Below are 19,462 nucleotides of genomic sequence, written 5' to 3' on the forward strand. Positions count from 1 at the left end.
GTCCAGTGGTGGGGGCTCGTCGTCGGGGCTGTCATGAGGACTTGCCAACGAAACGGGATTCTGTGGGTAGAGGGGGAGGGTTAGCGCTGCAGCCGGGCCGCGAGCCAGCAGTCCGCGGTCACCGTGACCGGTGCGGGGGCCGTGGCGCCGCCACAGCCGGCGACGAGAACGGCGGCGGCGAGGACGCCCTCGGTGGCAGCGACGTGGGCGTGCGTCAGGGAGCGCTCCACTCGTATTTGAGGGTTTCTACACAGCGGCGGGGAGAGGCCGGTCAGGCCATCGTCCAGGCGCCATCGGCAGTGATCGCGACCAGCAGCGAGTCACCATTCGCGGCCGGCAGGATTACCGTCCCGGAGTACTTACCGATCTCGTTGACGACGAGGTCGGTGCCGCGGTCGTCGCTGGTCACGATCACGGTGAAGTTGCTCTTGCCCGAGTGGGTGAAGGTGGCCGTGTCCTTGGCCGAGCGGATCAGAAGGACGTCGTCGCCCTTGCCGTCGACGGGCACCGCGTCGACGATGCGCGCCGACGAGAGACCGCCGACGGTCAGGGTCCACGACCCCTTCGCATTGATCTGCAGCCGGGTCAGGGGATCCCTGGTGGAGGCGCCGGTCTGGCCGTAGATCGTCGGGCCGGTGTACGCGCCGATCTCGTTGACCAGCAGGTCAGAGTCGGCCTTGACCACCACGTTCCCCTTACAGGCGCGGCAGTCGAACGAAACGACGGCCACATCGCGAGGCGAGGACAGGGTGACGACCTGATCACCGGTGCCGTTGAACGTCTGCGGCGGTGCGTCGGGAGCCTGCGTCGGGGTCGGCACCGCCGGCACGACGGCGGCGTAGGGCGCGGTCGTGCGGACCGGAGCGGCCGTGTTCGTCGAGGACGAGGTGCCGCCGCCGAGGTTCGCAATTGCGCCGAGCAGGATGACGAGAGCGAAGATCCCGCCCAGCACGAACGGCCACTTCTTGCGCTTCTTAGGCGGGAGCGGCGGCTCGCCCTGGCGCTGGGTCGGCATCTGCCAGCCGGGCGGTGGGTACTGCGGGTACTGCTGGAATTGCTGTTGGCCGTAGGGACCTTGCGGGCTCGTCATCATGCACCCCTCGTGATCAGCCGACGATCCTTCGTCGAGGCCTCACGAACCCGCGTTACCGGACATCTCTGACAATCGTTAGTTTGGATGAAGCACCGGTACGACCTTCGGGGCAGTCGTCGTCCCTATGTCTTCCGGCCGTAATTCTGGGCGCACGGAGCAGTCGAGCGCCGTGGCGCCAGCGCAGTGTCGCCATTGGCACGCCTTCCTCGACCTTCATGCCGCTGACCCGTGGCCCAAACCATCACCGAACAGCTCGCCACGCCCATGCCGTCGTAATGGACGATGCGGAGCGAACGCGCTTCGAGCCGCGGATCACTGAGCTGCGCACGCAGTGGCCCGCGGGCATCGTAGCGGCCGACGATCAGCGCCTCGGGTCGGGCGGATTCGAGGACGCCGCCGACGACGCTTCCCCACGTGGTCGCCTCGACGCGTCGCGCCGCGTCGCGGACACGAGATCCGTGTCGCCTCGGCCTAAACGGCCGCACGGCGCCGGCCGACGCTGCTGTCCCAGCGGTGCCGGATCGCCGTACCCTGATCGGCACGAGGGGGAGGGAAGGCAGCGACGATCATGACGGCGACTCTGGGTGCGGTGACGGACCGGTTTCTGCCGCTGTTTGACCCGGCCGTCGAGGAGCCGCCGAGTTCGGTGATCGAGCTGTACTTCGAGACGCCGACCTCGCTGGGGCTGCTCTACACGTTCTCCCAGCGGTTTGATCAGCCTCGGCTGGTGGAGGCGGTCCGGGAGGCGCACGAGGCGGGGATCGCGGCCGCGCTCGAGGCGATCGCCGACGTGGCGCTGCTCAAGGTCGGTGAGCACATCGAGATCCCCGGCAAGCCCTCGATGGGCCGCTACCTGCCGGGCCGGCTGTCGCTGACCCGGGTGTCCCACACCTACACCGGCGACCCCGGCGACATCGCCCGGTTCCATGACCACGTGTTCATCGGCCGGGCCGGGATCGCGGATCACGACGGCGAGCGCTGGCCGCTGGCCACCGAGGATCTCCGTCGAGGCCTGCGCACCTTCGCTGTATGCCATATCGGGGGTATCCACGTCTCTCTGCGGGAGAGCATCGGCGCTCGCTGGAGCGAGGAACGCACCTGGATGGGCTTCCAGGAGCTGACCTACCCAGACCTGGGGCAGTACGTCGCCGACTTTCCCCGGCAGTACTGCCGGTACGGGCTGAGTTCGCCGGCGCGGTGGAACGTCGTGGACATCATCGAGCGCCTCTGACGCCACCGGCCGCGGTCAGTCGAAGTCGAGCCCGATCTCGGGGCCGGCGTCGACGGTTTGTTCGCGAGCCAGGTCGAGGCTGAAGTCTTCGCTGAGGTCGCGGTCGAGGCCCTGGTCGCGGCGCTGCCGCTCCTGTTCGAGCGTCTCGGAGGCCTCGTCGCGCTGGCGCTGCCACTGCACGACGGGGTCGCTCGCCGCCCGCGCGCGCTGGGCGTTGAGGTCGGCGAGGATCTCGGCCTGTCGCCGCGCCTCGCGCACGGTGACGGCGTCCGGGTCGACGAAGTGTTCCTCGGGCGTCGAGCGCAGGGGCCGGGCGGCGGCGATGTCCGCGGCTGTCGGGGTGGCCTCGAAGATGGGCTCCTGGTTCGGGTCCACCGTCACCTCCTGCACCTCCTCCTTGACGAGGCTCTGATCGGCGGCGCGCTCCGGTTCGGCGGCCAGGTAGGGCGGGCGCAGATCGTCGCCGACGCCCAGGGCGAGCTGGGCGGGATCGCGGGGTTCCAGGGGGTGGTCGAGTTCAGCGGCCTCCTCCGGGGTGAGCACGCTGAACAGCGAGGTCTGTTCGGCGACCTCGGCGGCCTGCGGGTCGCGGGGCAGGCCGCGCTTGACCAGTTCGTCCCCGGCGAGCTGGGCGCGCTGCTCGGCCCGGGCGGCCTCGGCGGCCCACGCCTCGCGGGCGGCGTGGACCGCGGCGAGGTGCTCCGCGCGCGCCTCGAGTTCAGCCGCGGCTTCAGCGGCATGGGTCATCTCGGCCTCGGCCCGCGCCCGCTCCGGCGACCCGAGGGGCAGGCGCCCGGTCTCGGCCCAGAACAGGGCCTCGTCGTGGCGGTACTCCTGCGCCGCCAGGCGGCTGTCGCGCAGTTCCTCGGCCACGTAGTACGGGGCGAAGGTGCGCTCGCGGGCCGCCGCGTCGCGGATCTGCCGCAGTTCGGTCTCCGACGCCGCGGCGTAGTCGAGCGCGTCGGTGGGCTCGCCCAGCGCGGCGTAGGCGCGCTGCCACAGCGCCCGGTGGAACACCTGCTCGCGGGCGGGCGCCTCGCCGAGGGAGACGCTGGTCTCCGGCACGCTGCGCAGATCGCGGTAGGCCGCGGCGATTCCCGCGCGGTGCACCCACTCCTCGCGCTCCGGGCCGGGGTCGGGCAGCGGTCCGAGGTGCGCGACCGCCCACTGCGGCTGGTCGAGGGCGACCTGCTCGGCGAGTTCGGCCTCCCGGTCCTGGCACGCCCGGGCGAGCACCTGCCCGTATCGGCCCGCTTCCCCGTCGACCCGGCTGGCCAGGTCGGCCCAGCTGGCCGGGGCGTTCACCCCGAGGATGTCGCTCGGGTCGTGCTCGGGGGTACGGGAGTCCAGGACACGCTCGCGTAGCCGCCACCGCAGCACATCCGACACCGACGCGGCGGTCCCGAGCCGGCGCATGACGACCGCCTCGCGCAGGACGGTCTCGACGTCGTGGCCGCCGAGCTCGGCCTCACGCAGGGTTCGGTTGAGCCGCCCGAAGCCGTCCTCGCCCCGCATCCGGGCGGCGATCTGCTCGCCGAGGATCCCGGCCAGCAGCTGGTCGTAGCGGCCGCGCCCGAACTCCTCCGACAGCCGGTCCAGCTGGGTCCCGACGAAGGCCAGCGAGCGGCCTTCCTCCTCGTTGAACCGCCGCGTCATCTCGGCCGAGGCCGCATCGATCTCGTGCTCGCGGCCCATGATCGACGCCAGCACTGCCCGCGGGGTGGTGTCGAGGCTGTTCTGGTTGTGCTCGTCCGCGGGCCGCGCGGACACCACGTAGGCGAGGTTCTCCTCCCGGCCGCGGGTCATCGCCACGTACAGGGCGTGTGCGTCGGTGTTCTCCTCGATCAGCGCCCGGCAGATGTCGACGGTGCGGCCCTGCGCGGCGTGCACGGTGGAGGCGTAGGCGAGGGTGACGTGACGGCTGACGTAGCCCTCGGGCAGGTGCGCGACCAGCCCGTTCGCGGCGACCACCCGCAGCGTGCCGTCCTCGGGGTTGCGTCCGGCGACCCGGTAGGCGACCCGGTTGGTCACCGCCCCGTTTCCCTCGACCCGGATGTCGTAGTCGTTGCGGCGGGCCTGGACCAGGTCACCGACGCCGATGTGGTTGCCGTCGCGCAGCGTGCCCAGCACCTCGTGTTCGACGTACCCGCGCGCGACCAGTTCGGCGCGGATCAGCGCGCAGAGGTGGCTGGCGTGGTCGTTGTCTCCTACGACCAGCAGAGATTCCTTACCGCGGACGGTATCGGCGAGGTAGCCGCGGACCGCGGCGTCGATCATCGCCTCTTTGGTCCCGCCGTGCAGCCGCCCGGAGTCCTCGTAGAGCCCGAGCACGCTCGCGTCGCGGGAGCGCAGCCGCAGCGACGCCGCGCGCTCCCACGGCTCGGCGAAGCGGCGGATCTCGGTGAGCTCGTAGGCGCCGTTGTCGCGCACCAGCAGGTCCAGCATTCCGCCCGCACCCACTGCGACCAGCTGTTCCGGGTCGCCGGTGTAGAGCAGCTTCCCGCCGGCCTCACCGACGAGCTTCGCGATCCGGTCCAGCTCCCCGGTCGCCGACATCCCCGCCTCGTCGACGACCACCAGGTCGCCTGGCCGCAGCCGGTCCCGCACCTGTCCCCGCTCGTTCGGCGCGAACCGGTTCAGGAACCGGGTGGTGTTCATCGCGGTGACGCCGTCGTCCTCGAGGACCTGCGCGGCCCGCTGCGAGGTCGCCACACCGATCACGCGGCCCCTGAGCCCACGTTCCCAGCTGCGCGCGAGCGCCCCCACGGTGTGTGACTTCCCCGCACCTGCGGGGCCGAGGAGAACATCGCCGGCGCGTCCGGAGGACAGGATGCCGATCGCGGCATCGAGCTGATCCGGGCCCAGACCAGCGGCGATGAGCTCCACCCGGGCCACTTCCAGCTCCGGGCCGGTCAGGGCCGGCGCGCCTGCGCGACGGGCCGCCGCGACGAGTGCGGTCTCCATCGCCAGGTGCTCGAACGTCGCGTACCGCTCGTGCTGGTGAGGCCGGTAGATGCTCTTCCCGTCTTCACGCTGCAGCACCTCCGGAACCTCGCCCGGATCGGGCATCGACACCGTGACGATCCCGTACTTCGCAGCGTCGCGGAACACCTCGTACGTCAGCTCTCGGAAGTCGTCGCCCACCGTTGGTGTCCGCTGCGATTCCGCTTCAATCGCGTTCATCAGCAGCCCGAAGTCCCACGTTGCGTTGCTGGCCTGCACGGCGTGGACGGCGGCCTGCAGGGCCTCCTCGCGGGTGCGGTGCGCGTATCCGTGCTGGTCGGGATGCCCGTGCCGCCGTACTTGGTCGGCGTGTGCGGCAACATCGACGACCACGTTGCCGAGAGCCTCTAGGCGCGGCCCGGACCAGTTGTCGAGCTGCTCGGCCGGGGAGATGTCCCCGGTCTTACGGGCGCGGTCCTCCACCTTCGCCAGACCCCACATGTTCTTCCGCTCCGCGGGGGAGGGCTCACGACCTTGCCGCTGCCGGAACTCCTCGATGCGGGCGTTCAAGTTCGCTTCGACCTGACGCGCCCGCGATGACGCCTCAGCGCAAAGCTGCTGGTCTACCCCCAGAATCTCGCGTGCCTTGCCGTCGGGGCGCATGGCCATGACGACGCCGAGCTTGGCCGCCAGCCTGGTCTCCAGCGTGCGGTCGTAGATCGCGACCGCACCGAACTTGATGGCCTTGAACCCCTTGCCGTCGAGAGCCTGGATGTTGCGGCTGCGCCGCTCGATGACGCGGTTCAGCACCGCCACGTGCGTGTGCAGCTGCGGTTCCTGATTGCGATTGGTGGAGTGGTCCCAGCGGGTCCAGACCAGCCCCGTCGCCTCGTCGAACCGGCCCACGGACTGCCCACCAGCGGTCTTCCCGTGGTAGCCGGAGCGGGTGTAGGCGGCCTCCTGTTCGATGAACGCCATCGCCTCGGCGATCGCCTCCCGGTGCGCGTCCACGACCGCCTGGGCGTCCTCGGACCGGCCCTGCGAGCGCAGCGCGGCGTGCAGGATCGACACGCTCTTCTGCGGCGAGAACGTCAGGTCGTAGTACGCCACCGCCTTGCGGCCGGACGCCGCCGCGGTCGTCTCGATCTCCCGGCGGCGCTCCTCCCCGGCGTCGGATTCCTTCGCCAGCGCGGCCGCGACCCGCTCCGCGGTGGACTTGAACTTGCGCGGCGGACGCCCCAGGAACTTCGGCTCGTCCGGGGTCGAGTCCGGGCGCATCAGCTTCCCGAACACCGCCCGCACATCGTGCTCGGTCGCCGCTGTCCCGGGCACGATTCCGAGCATCTCCTGTAGCGCCCCGCCGAACCACACCCCGGGCGGCTCCTTCTCCGCCGCTGCCAGCAGATAACCCGCCCCGGTGGCCGGCGATCCGTTCCCCCGGCCATCGCTCGGGGCGGCGTCGGGTCCGTCGCGGTCGAGGTCGTGCTCGGCCGGGGAGGGCTCGTGCTCGTGCTCGGCGCAGCCGCTTCCTCGCAGGAGGTAGTCCACCGCGCCCGCAGACACGGCGGTGATCCCGAGGAAGCCCACATGATCACCGTACCAAGATCATTAGTTCAATGCATGGGTCTGTTGCCGTTGTTGGGGCTTGTGCTGTCGGCTTGTGAGCAGTGCAGGTTGGCGGGCGAGGAAGCGCTGCAGGTGGAGTAGCGCAGGGAGGCCGATCGGACGGCCTGTAGAGGCAGGGGAGGCGTTCGGATAGGCAACGAGGCGTATGAGGGGCGAGCCAGGGCGCGGCGCTGGCGCCGCGCCCTGCATGACCGGCTCTACGTGACCAGCCCGGAGGGGACCGCGTCGGCTACCTGGACACGATCACTGGGCTGTCCTGCAGGGTGCCCGCGGGGCGGGCGGAGGAGTTCCACGCGGCGCTGGCCGCGTACCGCGCGGGCACCGACCTCGGTCGGGCCTGGCCCGGCCCGCAGACGCCGGCTCAACCGGGCCCGCCGCCGTCCTTGGGCGGGACCCGTTTCTCCCCGGACCTCATCGGGATGCATATCGCCCCACCCCCGCAGCCGGCCGACGGCGCGGTCCGGGCAGTCGGCGGGGTACCGGGCCCGCCGCTGCACTGGCTGTTCGACGATGACCCGGACGCCGATCTCGCGGTCCCGCGCGGCGGCCCATCGGCTGCCGTCCCCGCCACCGCGCGGCGCCCACCACCCGCGGGGGAGGGGCACGACCTGGCGGCCCACAGGTCCGGGCAGGCGGCCGCCGACGTCGCCGCCGAGCTGCGCGCCGCGGCCCCCGTCTGGAGTGCCCTGGCCCGGCTGCTCGGGCTGCGCACCCGCGAGCGTGCTTGGCGGGTAGGCGCGGCCGGGGAGCGGATCACCGCCCGCCGCCTGCGCCGGCTGACCGAGCCATGGTGGGCCCGGCTGGCCGACCGCCCGGCGCGCTGGCACGTGCTGCACGCGGTCCCGCCGGGGCGGCCACGGTCAACGCCAAGCATCACCCCGGGGCCACCGTGTGGGTCGGGGACCACGTCGTCACCGTGAACGGGCCGCGACGTTCTACACCCGCAACGCCCTCACCGAAGCTGCCCGCGCGGCCCGGCTACTGACCGCCGCCGCCGGCGGTGCACCGGTGCCGGTTCGGTCGGTGATCGCCGTAGTCGGGGCGCGGGTCACCGGCCGCCGCCAGACCCGCGACGGCGTCCTTGTCGTGCCCGCTTCGCAGCTGCCCCGGGCACTGCGCGCTACGCCCGTCGCACCCTGTCCGACCAGCGGGTTCACGAACTCTACGCGGTAGCCCGCCAGGCCGAGACGTGGGGCGAATGAGGCGGAGATCGGGGGCGGTGCGCTGGCCTGCTTTCCCGGCAGGAGGTCTCAGCAGCCGTTCCAGACCGCTTCCGCCCGCTCCGGTGGCTCTCGCTCCGGCCTGGCCCGCCCGCACAGCGGTCGACGGCCCGTCTCCCCCTCGCAGCCATCACAAACTTGGGTCGTTCTCGCTGGTCGCGACCTACGCTCACCCAGACAGGGATGATCACCAAAGGATGGGGGACCTCCGATGACTTCCAACAGCACCCGGCCGCGGCGCGCCCGCCGCTCCGATGCCGGCGCCGACCGTCTGCAGCGGCTCACTGAGGCGCGGGACCGGCTCGACGCCGAGCAGGCCGAGCGACGCAAGCGTGAGGATGCCGCGCTCGCCGACTACGCCGCGGCGGCCGGTGAGGCCGACGCGGTGATCACCCGCCGGGATGCCGCGCTGGCCGACCTGGACCGGCAGCGCCAGGCCGTGCGGGACGACGCCGCGGCCGCGCTGGCCGCCCTCGAGCAGCGGCAGACCACGGTGCTCGCCGAGCTGCACGCTCTCGGCCGGCGCGCCGAGGACCTGGCCGCGCTGTTCGACCTGCCGGTCAAGCGGGTCCGCGCGCTGCTGCGGGAGCACCGGGGACGCGCCGCGACCAGCGGCAACGCCGCCCCGACGGCGGCCGTGGCCACCGCGCCGGTGGCGTCGGCGCCCGTACTGGAGTCGGCGCCACCCGCCTCTGTCGCCGGCTGACCGGCGCCCGCCGACTGCGGCCGGCGAGGTTCACGGGTCTAGGCGGGCACCCTCGCTGGTCGCGGGGCGGGCGGCGATCTCCAGAAACTCGTGCCGAGCTGTCGATACCGCGCGCCGGTCCCCGAGCAGCCGGGCGGCCAGCTCGTCGACGTCCCACCGCAGCAGCACGCCGTGGCGGGCCAGGTACATCCCGGCGGCCCGAATGCGGTACCGGTCGCCGGCGGTATCGAGCCAGGCGTAGGCCAGGATCTGCCACAGCCACCGGCCGGTGCGGTCGGGGTGGTCGGCCCGCATCACCGTCTTGACGTCGAGCAAGGTGTCCCCGACCAGCAGGTCCCCGTCGGCCCAGTGGGTCGCGAACACCGGGCCGGCGCAGCCCAGCGGCTGCCCCGGTTCCGGGTTCCCGGCCCAGCCGCGCAGCGTGGTGAGGCTGCCCGAGTCGGCCAGCCGCCGAGTCAGCCCGACGAGCTCGTCCACGACCACTACGGGGGTGGCGGCCCGCAACTGGTCGACGGTGGGTCGGTCGAGGTCGAGTAGCTCCTCGAGCTCTTCGCTGATCACGCCGGAGCGGTAGATGTCCTCGCACGCCGACCACAGCCCGTAGACCCGGGCCAGCCCGGCCTCGGCGCCGGGTGCGCCGACGGCGCCGGTCGGGGCGTGCCGGTCGTGGTAGCCGCGGGTGCGGGCGGCCAGCTCGGCGAACACAGCGTCGCCCCACGCTGGTGGGTCCGGGTCCGGGCAGGGCCCGCCGAGGTCGCGCCAGCCGGCCGGGGCCGGGCGCATGTCCAGGGCGCGCAGCTGTTCGGCCGGGCTCAGCCCGGCATGGGACGGGTAGCCGGCGGCGATCTCGTGCGCCGCCCGCAACGTCAGTAGACCAGGGGAGACCAGCCCATACAGCCCGTAGTAGGGCGGGGCGGCCTGCACCAGCGCGCCCAATCGGGCGCCGAACGCGCCTCCGACGTCGGCCCAATGCCGGTCCCCGAGCACGGCCCCGGCTTGCGGGCGGACCGGACGCACCCGCGCGGCGGCGTGTGCCACCTCGGCGGCCACGGCCGTCGTGCCGGGCATCGTGCGGGCGAACCACCGGCCGAGGTCTCCGCGGGCGAGCTGACTGGTCAGCGACATGGTCTCGTCCCGGGCGCGCCGGTTAGCGCTGGTCGGACCGGGTCTTGGCGTGGCCGGCGCGGCCGGGCCGGGAGCGCCGGTCGGCGAACGCCCACAGCGTGCGCCGGTGCCAGCGCCGTCCCTCGACGTCGTCAGGGTCGGGGAAGTAGCCCACGTTGCGGGCGAGATAGCTGGTGATCGTCCGCGGGCTGGCGTAGCCCAGGATCCGGGCGGCTTCCGCGGCGTCGACCAACTCGTCCGGCTCGCCGCTGCGATCGACCGGGGTGAGCGTGGCCTTCTTCGCCGCCTCCCGCTCCTGCGCCCAGGCCACCGCCTCGGCCTCGTCCCAGTACAGCCGCCGGCCCTCGCGGTGCACCGCCTGCGGGTGCCCGCTGGTCTCCCGTGCGGCGTACAGGTCGGCCAGGGTCTGCTCGCGCATGTTCAGCCGGCGGGCGAGCTCGGCGCGGCTGAGCAGCGCCCGGCCCTCGACTACCTTCTGTCGCGGCTCGGCGTCGCGGGCGATCCAGTCGCGGGCCCAACCGATCAGCTCGTTCTCGTCCCAGTACAGCCGCCGGCCCTCGCGGTGCACCGGCTCGGGGTGGCCGTTCTCGGCCCGCTCCCGGTACCAGCGCTCGGCGGTGGATTCGCCGATCTGCAGCTGCCGCATGAGCTCGGCGCGGTTGATGACCGCGCGGCCCTCGTGGACGCGGCGCTCAGGGGTCGGCACCCGCAACAGCCTAGGGACCGCACCCGGGCCGATCGACCGGCACCGGCGGGCGCGCCGGGCCGCCCGCGGCCCGGCGCTCGTCACGATGGTCATGCCCCTGCTCCCTCCTGTCGTTCGTTCGGTGGCGACCGGCGCTGGCCCGGGTCGGGGCGCTCGGTGTCGGCTCCGGGATCCCAGGCCGTGCAGTGCGTGCGGGTACGGCCCGGCGTCGGGCCGTCGAGGTCGGTTTCGACGATCGCCCACTCCGACCAGGGGATCGGGCCGCCCGGGCCGGTGTGGATCTCCTCCACGCGGTAGGTGATGCCTCGGTAGCCGCAGCGGTAGACCCCGCCGACCCGGCGGGGCCCGATCGCCTCGGCGACGTACCGGGCGGCGCTCATCGAGCGCTCCGGGTGGTGTCGATGCGCCGCGGCAGCTGGGCGCCGTAGGCGAGCCCGTCGGCGATGGTCCGGTCGACCTCGGCGCGGGTGGTGCCCTCCACCCCGACGTGCCCGGCGGCCGCGGCGGTGAGCGTGTCGCGGGCCTCCTGCGCGCTGAGCGCTCCGCCCCCGACCAGCCGACCCAGGGTCCGCGCGGCGGCCAGCAGCGTGGCGTGCCGGGTGCCAGGCACGGCGGCCGCGACCCGGTCGGCCTCGGCTTCCAGGATCTTCCGCAGGTAGGCGCTGGCGCGCTGGGTGGGCAGCACGATCGGCGCGGACGGCGCCGGGGGCGGCGGGGGAGTGAGCGCGCGGGCGAGCCACTCGGGCAGCTCGGCGATCGGCGCACGGTTGACCGCCCGGTAGTAGCCCTCGTCGCGGACCGAGGTCGCCGCGACCACGTACCCGCCGCAGGCGCGGGTGTCGATGCGCCAGCCCAGGGTCCCGGCGGTGTTGCGGAACTTGGCCCCGGCCGGGGCGCGGAAGTACAGGTGCAGCCCACCGGTCGGGGTGGACACGGTGTAGGTGCCCGTCGGTACCGGCTGCCCGGCCTTCGCGGCCAGGCGGGCGAGCACGTCGCGGCCGCCGGTCGCTCCGGTCCACGGCTCGGGCGCGGGCTCACCGTGGGCGTCGTCGAGGTCGACCACGACCAGCCCGCCCGGGCCACAGGCCAGCGCCAGATTGTAGGGCCGCGCGCTCCACCACTGCCGGATCTGCTCCGGGTCGCGGGTCGCGGACTGCTCCCACTTCTCCACCGCGGGGAACTTGGTGCGCGGGTGCAGCGGGAAGACGTAGTGCCCTGCCTCGGCGGCGGCGAGCGCGGCCTGCCCCAGCCGGCCCAGCTTGCTCATCGGGTGGTTCGTCATGTCCCCTCCTCTCAGGGGCGGGCCGGTGGCCACCTGCGGGAGGTGGCCACCGGCCCAGGGGGTCAGAGTCCGGCGGCCTCGGCCAGCAGGGTCGCGACGCCACCGTCGCCCAGGGCCTCTGCGGCCTCCCAGAGCCGGTCGAGTCCGCTCGGCACGTCCACGCAGTCGTCCTCGTCGTTCGCGGCCAGGAACAGTGCGTTGCCCGCGTAGGGCTGCAGGGCGAACCGGTCGAGGTCCGGGTCCCCGTGGGTCGGGTGAATCTGGAAGGCGTGCGCGATGAACGTCGCCACCTGGTTCAGCCGCGGCGTCGCGGTGCACAGCCCGTCCTCGTCGACCCACATGTCCAGCGTCGGGACGGTCGCGAGCGGCACCCGCTCGACGGTGCGGCAGCCGATCGCCCGGTACATGCCGCGCAGCACGTCCGCGGCGGGCAGCTCGACCGTGCTGACCTGGCGGTCGACGGTGACGAGCACGCCCCGGATGGTCTCGACGGTGGTGATCTGGTTGGTCATCTTCTGGCTCCTTCGGGTGCCTGGTTGCGGGTTGTCGTCTCGGGCTTGTCGTCCCGTTCGGACATTAATGATTTTACAGTTACTCGCGTCGCGTCGTCAACAGGAAATGCGCCTTGAGCTGGGAAAACATGCGTTCGCACGGCGGTGATCTCGGTGGTTCATCGCCTCGCCCTCAGCTGGCGCAGGGCAGCTGGCCGCGCTGACGGCGGAGCAGGGCGCGGCGCTCGTCTGCGGTCAGGCCTCCCCAGATGCCGTCGGGCTCGCGGCGGGCGAGCGCATCTTCCAGGCACTCGGCGCGGACGGGGCAGGCCTCGCATACCTCCTTGGCCTCGGCGACCTGCTTGGCAAAGGCGCGTCCCTCGCCGAGGGGATAGAACAGCTCCGGGTCCTCGTTGCGGCAGCGGGCGCGGTCTCGGTAGTCGGCCACGGCGGGCCTCCTTTCGGGTTGTGGTTGCGCGGTGTCGGGCGGGGTTGTCGGTCCCCGCCTACCACCGGGGGCCGGCCCCGTGCGGGCCGGCCGTGGTGGGTCAGTGCGCCTCGGGGGCGCGGGAGAGGGTGGTGACCATCCCGTGGCCGGTGGTGCCGATGTGCCAGAACCCGCGGTGTTCGTCGCACTCGACGCTGGCGAGGGTCCAGCCGTTGTCCCCGCCGAGGGGGGACAGCTCCTCGATGGTCAGGACGTGGGTCATCCGGCGGGCGGGTCCCGCGCTGGTCGCGGGGATGAAGCGGTCGAGCACGACCCGGTCTCCGGGCCGAAGGGTCGCCAGCTCGTCATCGGTGAGCGGGCGGGCGCCGCCGCGCTCCACGGATTTCCCCGTTACTGCCTGCCGCTCCAGGTCATCCTGTTCGTTGTGGTTCATCGCTCCACCCTCTCTTAAATCCCTCTGTATATCTATTATTCTACAGTAGATCACTGGCCGGTCAAGGGTTTTTACGCCCGTACATGCCTCTGAGCTGCGCGGACGCGTTCGGCCCTGCTCGATGGCCGCGCCTGTTGTGATCGGTTCGCAGCGTTGTTCGGGGCTCTCCGAAGCGAGGCCGGGTCGGGGCAGCGCCCGGCCCCCGGAGGGATCCGGCCCGCCAGGGCCGGCGCATCAACCCGGGGCGCGGGCACACCGCCGCCCGGGGTAGCAGGTGGGTCTCTCCTCGCGTCGGCGCGACGGAACATGCCCGGGGTTCTGCCGGCGGGCCAGGCTCGCCGCAGGCGACCGCGAAGCGGCCGAAGGGCCTGGCGTGCCGGCAGAACCCCGGGCACCGTCACAGCGACGCCGCGAGGAGAGACCCACCCGCGGCACCAGCCCGCACCCCACCACCACCCGACCCCGGCAGCCGCGGGGCTAGGTGCGGAGTCGGGCGATCAGCCGGGCGATCTCCGGAGCGTGTGCAGGGTTGGCGTGGATCTCGAATCGCACGGATCCGCGGAGGACGTCGACCTCGGCGGAGATCGGTCGCCGTAGCCGCCGACGTGGATGCGCCCGTTGTGCTCGCTGATCCACACGGCGGCGCCGAGCTCCGCGGTGAGCAGGTCGGCGAGCTGGGTGCGGGTGGATTGGAGCTCGTCGTGGCGGGCTTTGTTCTGGCGCAGTGCTCGAGGCGGGCGCGGTGCTCGGGCAGGAGCCGGCGCTCGATCTCGCGGGCGATCTGGGCGACCGGGCGCGCCGCGGCGACGGTGATGCGCGCACTCGGCACGCCGCGGGCGTGGGGGCGGAGGCGGTCGGGCAGGTTCCCAGTGAGGGCTATCCGGTCGCGGCGGGGTCCCTCGTCGAGCGTCAGCAGCACCCGCTGGTCCTCGAGGCCGGCCAGGAAGGCTTTGCCGGGCGCCGGCGCCGAGCTGTGGGGTCCATCGCCCCGGCAGGGCGCGGGCTAGTACATGGTTCTCGAACCCGGCGACCTGATCAGTACCGGGACCCCGGAGGGGGTCGCGCTCTCGGGCAGGTTCCCCTACCTCGCCGATGGTGACGTCATGGAGTGCGAGATCGACCTTCTGGGACGGCAACGCCAAGCGTTGAAGGGGCGGTAGCTCTCGACAAGGCTGGTACGGCCTGATGGCTGTGCGCGCCCAGCCCGGGATCGGCGGCACGACGTGGGTCGTCGAGGATGTCGACGTCGCGCCGTAGGCCCGGCCGGTCCCCGGTGAGCGGTGCGGCACCCGTCCCGCACGCGCCGCAACGCCGCCTCGGAAGGGGGAGTCGCGGCGCACACGGATCGGGGAGAGCGTCGGTCATGGTCACGCAGCGGGGCCGTCCGCAGGCACCCAGCCCTGATCCTGTCGGGGTGTCCAGGCCCGCATGAGGTCCAGCAGCGGGCGCACCTCGGTCTCGGCCAGGATCAACGCTCGGTCCTCCTCTCGGAGGAAGCGCTCCGCCACGGCGTGGTCGAAGAACCGGAGCAGCGCCTCGTAGTACCCGGCGGTGTTCAACAGCCCGGTCGGCTTGTGGTGCAGCCCCAGCTGCAACCAGGTGATCGCCTCGGCGAACTCGTCGAGGGTTCCGAGCCCGCCGGGCAGGGCGATGAAGCCGTCGGAGAGCTCGGCCATGCGCGCCTTGCGCTCGTGCATCGAGTCGACGACATGCAGCTCGGTCAGGCCCTCGTGCGCCCACCCCTGGCCGAAGTCGTATTCGGGGATGACGCCGACGACCTGACCGCCGGCTTCCAGGACGCCGTCGGCCAACGCCCCCATCGTCCCCGTCGAGTTACCGCCGTAGACGAGCCGAATCCCGTCGGAGGCGAGAACCCGCGCCAGTTCACCGACGGCGTGCAGATAGACGGGTTGGCGACCCCGGCTGGAGCCGCAGAACACGCTCAAGGACCTCATCTGTAGAACCTCTCTCTCGGGCCCAACTCGTTGGGCGCGCGGTGTCGAAATCCGGGTTGCTGATCGTTGTGGCGGGCGGTCGAGGGGAGCAAGAGCCCGGCGACGGCAGACGCGGCATCCTCGTAGGTGCGAGGGCCTGGCACCCGCAGGCGTGCGGGGAGGCGCGCCGAGTCAGCCGAGGGTGATGAGCCGGCGCAGGGTTTCGGAGAGGACCGCGGGGACATCGGCGTCGAGCGCCACCTGCACCAGCGGGCCGGGGGCATCGGGGCGGCGATCGACCTCGGTCATGCCGCGGGCCGGACCGAGGGTGCACGCCACGCTGACCGGGAAGGGTTTCGGGCGCAGCGTGCCGGGTGTGATGGCCTCGAGCACGGCCAGTGTGTCGTGCAGTGCAGCCGCATCGACGCCGTAGCGCTCGCGGAACATCTCCCGGTAGAGCGTCACGGTGCCGACCAGCGCGGCGCAGCGCGGCCCCCCGGCGGCCAACGCGTCCAGCCACGCGCCGTCGGCCAGGCACTGCATCGTGAGGTCGAGCGGCACCAGCGTCACCGGGACGTCGGGCTGGGTGAGCACCCGCTGCGCGGCTTCGGGGTCGGCGTAGACGTTGAACTCGCCGGCCCCCCGGGTGTTGCCGGTGCCGAGTGACCCGCCCATGGCGACGATGCGCGCGATCCGCGGGATCAGTGCGGGGTGGCCGGCCAGCAGCAGCGCGGTGTTGGTCATGGGGCCGAGGGAGACGATCGTGACCGGCTCCGGGGATGCGCTCAGCACATCGGCCATGAGGGTGAGGGCCGGGCGCGGGTCGGCGGGGCCGGGCTCCGGGAACTCCGCCGAGCGCAAGCCGAGCCCGTCGGCGCCGTGCCAGTCGGCGGCCAGTTCCCCCTGCGCATGCACCAGCGGGCGGACCGCCCCCGCGGCGACCGGCACGTCGGTCCGCCCGGCGAGCGCGAGCACGCGGCGCGCATTGGCGAAGGTCTTCTCCCGGCTGACGTTGCCGAACGTGACGGTGACGGCGCGGACGTCGACCTCCGGGCTGAGCAGCGCCAGTATCAGCGCGAACGTGTCGTCCACGCCGGGGTCCGTGTCGATGATCAACGGCATCGGTGCTGTCATCGGCTGTCTCCTTCGTCTGGCTTGCTGTCATGACCGTGCGGGTAGCCGAGTCGGGGCGGCGCGCAGCGGTAGGTCGGCGGCGTCGCGGAGAGCCTGATGGGATTGCGTGGGAGGCGAACTGTGGACCCGTCGGGGCGGGGGAGCGTGCCCACGGGCTCCAGGCCGAGATCGGTGGCCGACTGGAAGGCGCCGGCGACATCGTCGAGTACTCCGGCCGGCGCCCCGGCCGCCATGCAGGCCGTGGCCCACTCCGCTGCGGGGCGGGTGGCGAGGAGTTCGACGCGCAGAGGTGCGAGTGCACTCGGCGGCGGAACCATGACCGTGGGATGCCTCCGTCCTTGGGTGAACCGTTTCAAAAAAGCAGCCCTGCCGCTTGGACAGCCCAAACCTGGGCCCCGGCCGAAGGTCGCACGATGTGCTAGCTGACAGTGGCCTTGATGAAGAACGTGCGTCGAGGCCTGGATCGAGACCGTACTGCAAGATACGTTTCTATCATCGTGATCCGAATCACTGTCAATATCTGCAGGTGGCCCCTCGCAACCTCTTCGGGTTGAAAGGTTTCTGTCATGAGCAGCATGACGGCCTCCACGGCCGCGACCTCCGGAGCGCCCAGGCTCCCGGACGGCTCGTGCGGGCTGCTAGTTCCGCGGCGCGTATCTGGTCGGGCGTTTGGTGGTTCATCGGGCGCGGTTCCGTTCACTGGGGCGCCGGGAGAGGTACGCCGGCGCCTGATGAGGGGCGGGCGGCAGGTGAGCGGGGTGGACGTCGCGGGCCGGTCGATCCGGCCCGCGACGTCTCCGCCACCCGGCTAGGCCGCGGCGGCCGCGGGCTCCTCGGCCGGGCTCTCGGCGGCCTGGTCCTCCCTGACCTCGGCGGCGGAGAGGTCGCCGAGGATGGCGGCGGCTCCGCGGCGCACGGTCTCGGCGGCGGCTTCGATGATCTTCGGGTCGCCTCCGCTCCATCCGGCGACGTAGGGGGTGGAGCTGGCGGCGCTGTCGAGCCCGCACGCGGTGGCCACGACGTAGGCGATCGAGTCGGCCTCGGTCTCGCGCTGCTCGCGGGGGATATCGCGGTGCTCGTGGTCGGCGCGGATGTGGCCGAGCTCGTGGGCGAGCACGTAGGTGGCCTGGGCGGCGGGAACGTCGGGCCGGACCGACACCACGCGGGTGCGGTAGTTCGTCCATCCCTGGGTGGCGTCGGCCTCGGGGTTGCGCTCGATGCGATAGCCCTCGGCCTCGACCAGGGCGGCGAGGGCCTCCCAGAGTCCGGCGGGGTCCTCGCCGGACAGGACGGCGGGGGAGGGGACCTCGGGCAGCGGGTCGCCGTCGGTCTGGGCGATGTCGAAGACGTGTTCGACACGGAACCCGCGCACGACGCGGCGGGGCTTGCCCGCACCGTCGTAGGCCTCGGCGCCGCGCTCGGCGGCCTCCTCGGCGCTCAGGCGCCGCGCGACCGGGGCGAGGATCGCGTAACCCTTTTCCCCCTTGCGCACGGTGCGGCCGAGTCCGCGCCAGGTGTGGAACCCGGCCACCCGGGTCAGCGTGGCGCCGCGCTCGGTGGCCTGGGCCCACAGGAGCATGACGTTGCGCCCGCTGTAGTTGTGGAACTTCGCGGCCACGCGGAGCATGGCGGCCCACTGCTCGCCGCTGCTCAGGTCGGCCACGGCCTGGTTGAGCCGGTCGGTGAGGGCGTCGACCTTGGCGGCGCGCTGCTCGGGGGTGAGGCGGTGGGCCTTGGTGCGGTGGGCGGTCGTGGCCACGTCGGGTCTCCTTGTCGGGCGTTTGGTTGCGGGGTGTCGGCCGGGCTTGTCGTTCCCTCTCCGACCCATATGATTTTACAGTAGATGCCTAGGTTGGTCCAGTTCATTCCCCCTGTTCATCAGGGGTTTTCGGCTGCGCTCAGCTCCGCCGCGGCACGGCGGTGCGGCCCGGCCGGGGTCGGGTCCCCGGCCGGGCCGGGTGCTCAGAGCACCCGCAGGGCGATGCAGCGCCAGTCGCCCGCCTCGGCGAGTTCGAACCGTGCGGCCAGGGCGCGGGCGCGGCGCCCGATCCGGCACAGGGCGGCGACCTCGGCCGCACCCTCGTGGGGCTGGCTGACGTGACAGGACAGCACGCGGGAGGGGGACTCGCGGCGGTAGAGCTCGGCGGCGACGCGCAGGTACCGGATGACCTGCGGGGTGGCCAGGGCGACCATCTGGGAGTACGGGCGGCGGCCGTCGAACGCTTCGAGCAGGGTCACCAGCACGCGGCGGGCGCGGGGGCCGGCGGCGGGGTCGCGGGTGACGTCGGCGGTGATCTCGCCGAGCAGCGCGGGGGCCGGGCGGGCCGCGACCCGGGCAGCGGTGGCGGACTCGGTCAGGTCGTGGCCGCAGTGGGGGCACTCGGTGAGCACCACGGCGGCGTGCTCGTCGGGGATCGGCTCGTAACGGACCCGGCTGACCACGATGGGGCCACGGCTGGTCTTGGTCGTCTGCGCGGTGTCAGTGGTTCGCATCTCGGCGCCTCCTCGGGCGTTCGGCTGCAGTGCAGGGCTTGTCGTTCCCCTCGTTATATCTCTGATTTTACAGTAATTTTGGCGGGATGGTCAACAGGAACCCGTGCTGAGCTGGGGAAATGTGGGCGGGGACGGCCCGGGTATGCGGGGCGGCGGTGTCCTCGTGTCGGGTGGTGGTGCGCTAGCCTGGCGGGACTGCTCTGGTCGTTCAGGGGCTCTCGGGTGCCTGGTTGCGGGCCGGGGCACAGATGGCCGGTGATCACTTGTCGGCGCCTCTTCGGAGGCGAGCCCGCGAGGGCTTGGTCACCGGCCATCGCCCATGTCCGAGGTTGTTCGGGGCTCTCCGAAGCGAGGCCGGGTCCGGGCAGCGCCCGGCCCCCGGAGGGATCCGGCCCGCAGGGCCGGCGCATCAACCGGGGCGCGGGCACACCGCCGCCCGGGAAGCTGGTGGGTCTCTCCTCGCGTCGGCGCGACGGAACATGCCCGGGGTTCTGCCGGCGGGCCAGGCTCGCCGCAGGCGACCGCGAAGCGGCCGAAGGGCCTGGCGTGCCGGCAGGTTCCCGGGCACCGTCGAGACCGACGACGCGAGGAGAGACC

18 protein-coding genes and 1 pseudogene are annotated in these 19,462 nt (G+C 72.6%); 4 read left to right on the top strand and 15 right to left on the bottom strand.

The genetic code is table 11. The annotated features are described in order from the left end of the window. Window positions 1-80 precede the first annotated feature (80 nt). Both HF519_RS23425 and HF519_RS23430 read right to left on the bottom strand, forming a co-directional pair. Window positions 81-230, bottom strand: a complete 150-nt coding sequence (locus HF519_RS23425; RefSeq protein ID WP_169415157.1) for a hypothetical protein — start codon at window positions 228-230, stop codon at window positions 81-83. A 41-nt stretch (window positions 231-271) separates the two neighbouring features. Then, the gene (locus tag HF519_RS23430) at window positions 272-1,093 is read right to left on the bottom strand and encodes a hypothetical protein (RefSeq protein ID WP_211170472.1); all 822 of its coding nucleotides are present in this window, start codon (window positions 1,091-1,093) and stop codon (window positions 272-274) included. 589 nt (window positions 1,094-1,682) lie between these two features. On the opposite strand from HF519_RS23430, the gene HF519_RS23435 reads away from it, so the two are divergent. Continuing rightward, entirely contained in the window at window positions 1,683-2,324 is a 642-nt protein-coding gene (locus tag HF519_RS23435; protein WP_169415159.1) for a hypothetical protein, read from the top strand. 15 nt (window positions 2,325-2,339) lie between these two features. Here the strand turns inward: HF519_RS23435 and mobF are convergent, their stop codons facing one another. Further along, on the bottom strand, window positions 2,340-6,854 hold the full coding sequence (mobF, locus tag HF519_RS23440; RefSeq protein WP_169415160.1) for a MobF family relaxase: 4,515 nt from the start codon (window positions 6,852-6,854) through the stop codon (window positions 2,340-2,342). Window positions 6,855-7,156: 302 nt separating this feature from the next. On the opposite strand from mobF, the gene HF519_RS23445 reads away from it, so the two are divergent. Then, a complete protein-coding gene (locus HF519_RS23445) occupies window positions 7,157-7,813 on the top strand; it encodes a serine/threonine-protein kinase (RefSeq protein WP_169415161.1) in 657 nt (218 codons plus the stop codon). 511 nt (window positions 7,814-8,324) lie between these two features. Next, window positions 8,325-8,819: a translation initiation factor IF-2 gene (locus tag HF519_RS23450; RefSeq protein ID WP_169415162.1), complete on the top strand. Its 495-nt coding sequence runs from the start codon at window positions 8,325-8,327 to the stop codon at window positions 8,817-8,819. Window positions 8,820-8,849: 30 nt separating this feature from the next. On the opposite strand, the gene HF519_RS23455 is transcribed toward HF519_RS23450, so the two are convergent. The 7 genes from HF519_RS23455 to HF519_RS23485 form a co-directional block, all read right to left on the bottom strand. After that, window positions 8,850-9,944, bottom strand: a complete 1,095-nt coding sequence (locus HF519_RS23455; protein WP_169415163.1) for a hypothetical protein — start codon at window positions 9,942-9,944, stop codon at window positions 8,850-8,852. 22 nt (window positions 9,945-9,966) lie between these two features. Further along, a complete protein-coding gene (locus tag HF519_RS23460; RefSeq protein ID WP_169415164.1) occupies window positions 9,967-10,743 on the bottom strand; it encodes a hypothetical protein in 777 nt (258 codons plus the stop codon). Continuing rightward, window positions 10,740-11,030: a hypothetical protein gene (locus tag HF519_RS23465; protein ID WP_169415165.1), complete on the bottom strand. Its 291-nt coding sequence runs from the start codon at window positions 11,028-11,030 to the stop codon at window positions 10,740-10,742. The genes HF519_RS23460 and HF519_RS23465 overlap by 4 nt, the downstream gene beginning before the upstream one ends. Beyond that, window positions 11,027-11,932 carry a bifunctional DNA primase/polymerase gene (locus HF519_RS23470; protein ID WP_246245003.1) on the bottom strand — a complete coding sequence of 302 codons (906 nt, stop codon included), beginning with the start codon at window positions 11,930-11,932 and terminating at the stop codon, window positions 11,027-11,029. Before HF519_RS23470 ends, HF519_RS23465 begins: the two co-directional genes overlap by 4 nt. A 62-nt stretch (window positions 11,933-11,994) precedes the next feature. Further along, on the bottom strand, window positions 11,995-12,444 hold the full coding sequence (locus HF519_RS23475) for a DUF3846 domain-containing protein (protein ID WP_169415166.1): 450 nt from the start codon (window positions 12,442-12,444) through the stop codon (window positions 11,995-11,997). A gap of 172 nt (window positions 12,445-12,616) precedes the next feature. Continuing rightward, entirely contained in the window at window positions 12,617-12,871 is a 255-nt protein-coding gene (locus tag HF519_RS23480; RefSeq protein WP_169415167.1) for a WhiB family transcriptional regulator, read from the bottom strand. Window positions 12,872-12,971: 100 nt separating this feature from the next. Then, entirely contained in the window at window positions 12,972-13,304 is a 333-nt protein-coding gene (locus HF519_RS23485; protein ID WP_169415168.1) for a hypothetical protein, read from the bottom strand. Between the two features lie 1,007 nt (window positions 13,305-14,311). Here HF519_RS23485 and HF519_RS23490 point away from each other — a divergent pair. Next, a pseudogene (locus tag HF519_RS23490) lies at window positions 14,312-14,464 on the top strand (fumarylacetoacetate hydrolase family protein); the annotation flags it as partial. Window positions 14,465-14,671: 207 nt separating this feature from the next. Here HF519_RS23490 and HF519_RS23495 read toward each other — a convergent pair. The 5 genes from HF519_RS23495 to HF519_RS23515 form a co-directional block, all read right to left on the bottom strand. Further along, window positions 14,672-15,259, bottom strand: a complete 588-nt coding sequence (locus tag HF519_RS23495; protein WP_169415169.1) for an LOG family protein — start codon at window positions 15,257-15,259, stop codon at window positions 14,672-14,674. A gap of 171 nt (window positions 15,260-15,430) precedes the next feature. Then, window positions 15,431-16,372 carry a nucleoside hydrolase gene (locus HF519_RS23500; protein ID WP_169415170.1) on the bottom strand — a complete coding sequence of 314 codons (942 nt, stop codon included), beginning with the start codon at window positions 16,370-16,372 and terminating at the stop codon, window positions 15,431-15,433. Continuing rightward, window positions 16,369-16,689, bottom strand: coding sequence for a CoA transferase (locus HF519_RS23505; RefSeq protein WP_169415171.1), 321 nt, complete (start codon window positions 16,687-16,689; stop codon window positions 16,369-16,371). The genes HF519_RS23500 and HF519_RS23505 overlap by 4 nt, the downstream gene beginning before the upstream one ends. A gap of 491 nt (window positions 16,690-17,180) precedes the next feature. Next, a complete protein-coding gene (locus HF519_RS23510; RefSeq protein ID WP_169415172.1) occupies window positions 17,181-18,131 on the bottom strand; it encodes an ArdC-like ssDNA-binding domain-containing protein in 951 nt (316 codons plus the stop codon). 203 nt (window positions 18,132-18,334) lie between these two features. Next, window positions 18,335-18,865 carry an Rv3235 family protein gene (locus HF519_RS23515; RefSeq protein ID WP_169415173.1) on the bottom strand — a complete coding sequence of 177 codons (531 nt, stop codon included), beginning with the start codon at window positions 18,863-18,865 and terminating at the stop codon, window positions 18,335-18,337. Window positions 18,866-19,462 lie beyond the last annotated feature (597 nt).

This window comes from Pseudonocardia bannensis (assembly GCF_012911875.1).
Lineage (GTDB): Bacteria > Actinomycetota > Actinomycetes > Mycobacteriales > Pseudonocardiaceae > Pseudonocardia > Pseudonocardia bannensis.

Excerpts from the sequence above, each read along its gene's own strand:
- HF519_RS23430 (WP_211170472.1), bottom strand. The coding sequence starts at position 1,093 with ATGATGACGAGCCCGCAAGGTCCCTACGGCCAACAGCAATTCCAGCAG.
- HF519_RS23450 (WP_169415162.1), top strand. The coding sequence starts at position 8,325 with ATGACTTCCAACAGCACCCGGCCGCGGCGCGCCCGCCGCTCCGATGCC.
- HF519_RS23455 (WP_169415163.1), bottom strand. The coding sequence starts at position 9,944 with ATGTCGCTGACCAGTCAGCTCGCCCGCGGAGACCTCGGCCGGTGGTTC.
- HF519_RS23460 (WP_169415164.1), bottom strand. The coding sequence starts at position 10,743 with ATGACCATCGTGACGAGCGCCGGGCCGCGGGCGGCCCGGCGCGCCCGC.
- HF519_RS23465 (WP_169415165.1), bottom strand. The coding sequence starts at position 11,030 with ATGAGCGCCGCCCGGTACGTCGCCGAGGCGATCGGGCCCCGCCGGGTC.
- HF519_RS23470 (WP_246245003.1), bottom strand. The coding sequence starts at position 11,932 with ATGACGAACCACCCGATGAGCAAGCTGGGCCGGCTGGGGCAGGCCGCG.
- HF519_RS23475 (WP_169415166.1), bottom strand. The coding sequence starts at position 12,444 with ATGACCAACCAGATCACCACCGTCGAGACCATCCGGGGCGTGCTCGTC.
- HF519_RS23485 (WP_169415168.1), bottom strand. The coding sequence starts at position 13,304 with ATGAACCACAACGAACAGGATGACCTGGAGCGGCAGGCAGTAACGGGG.
- HF519_RS23495 (WP_169415169.1), bottom strand. The coding sequence starts at position 15,259 with ATGAGGTCCTTGAGCGTGTTCTGCGGCTCCAGCCGGGGTCGCCAACCC.
- HF519_RS23500 (WP_169415170.1), bottom strand. The coding sequence starts at position 16,372 with ATGACAGCACCGATGCCGTTGATCATCGACACGGACCCCGGCGTGGAC.
- HF519_RS23505 (WP_169415171.1), bottom strand. The coding sequence starts at position 16,689 with ATGGTTCCGCCGCCGAGTGCACTCGCACCTCTGCGCGTCGAACTCCTC.
- HF519_RS23515 (WP_169415173.1), bottom strand. The coding sequence starts at position 18,865 with ATGCGAACCACTGACACCGCGCAGACGACCAAGACCAGCCGTGGCCCC.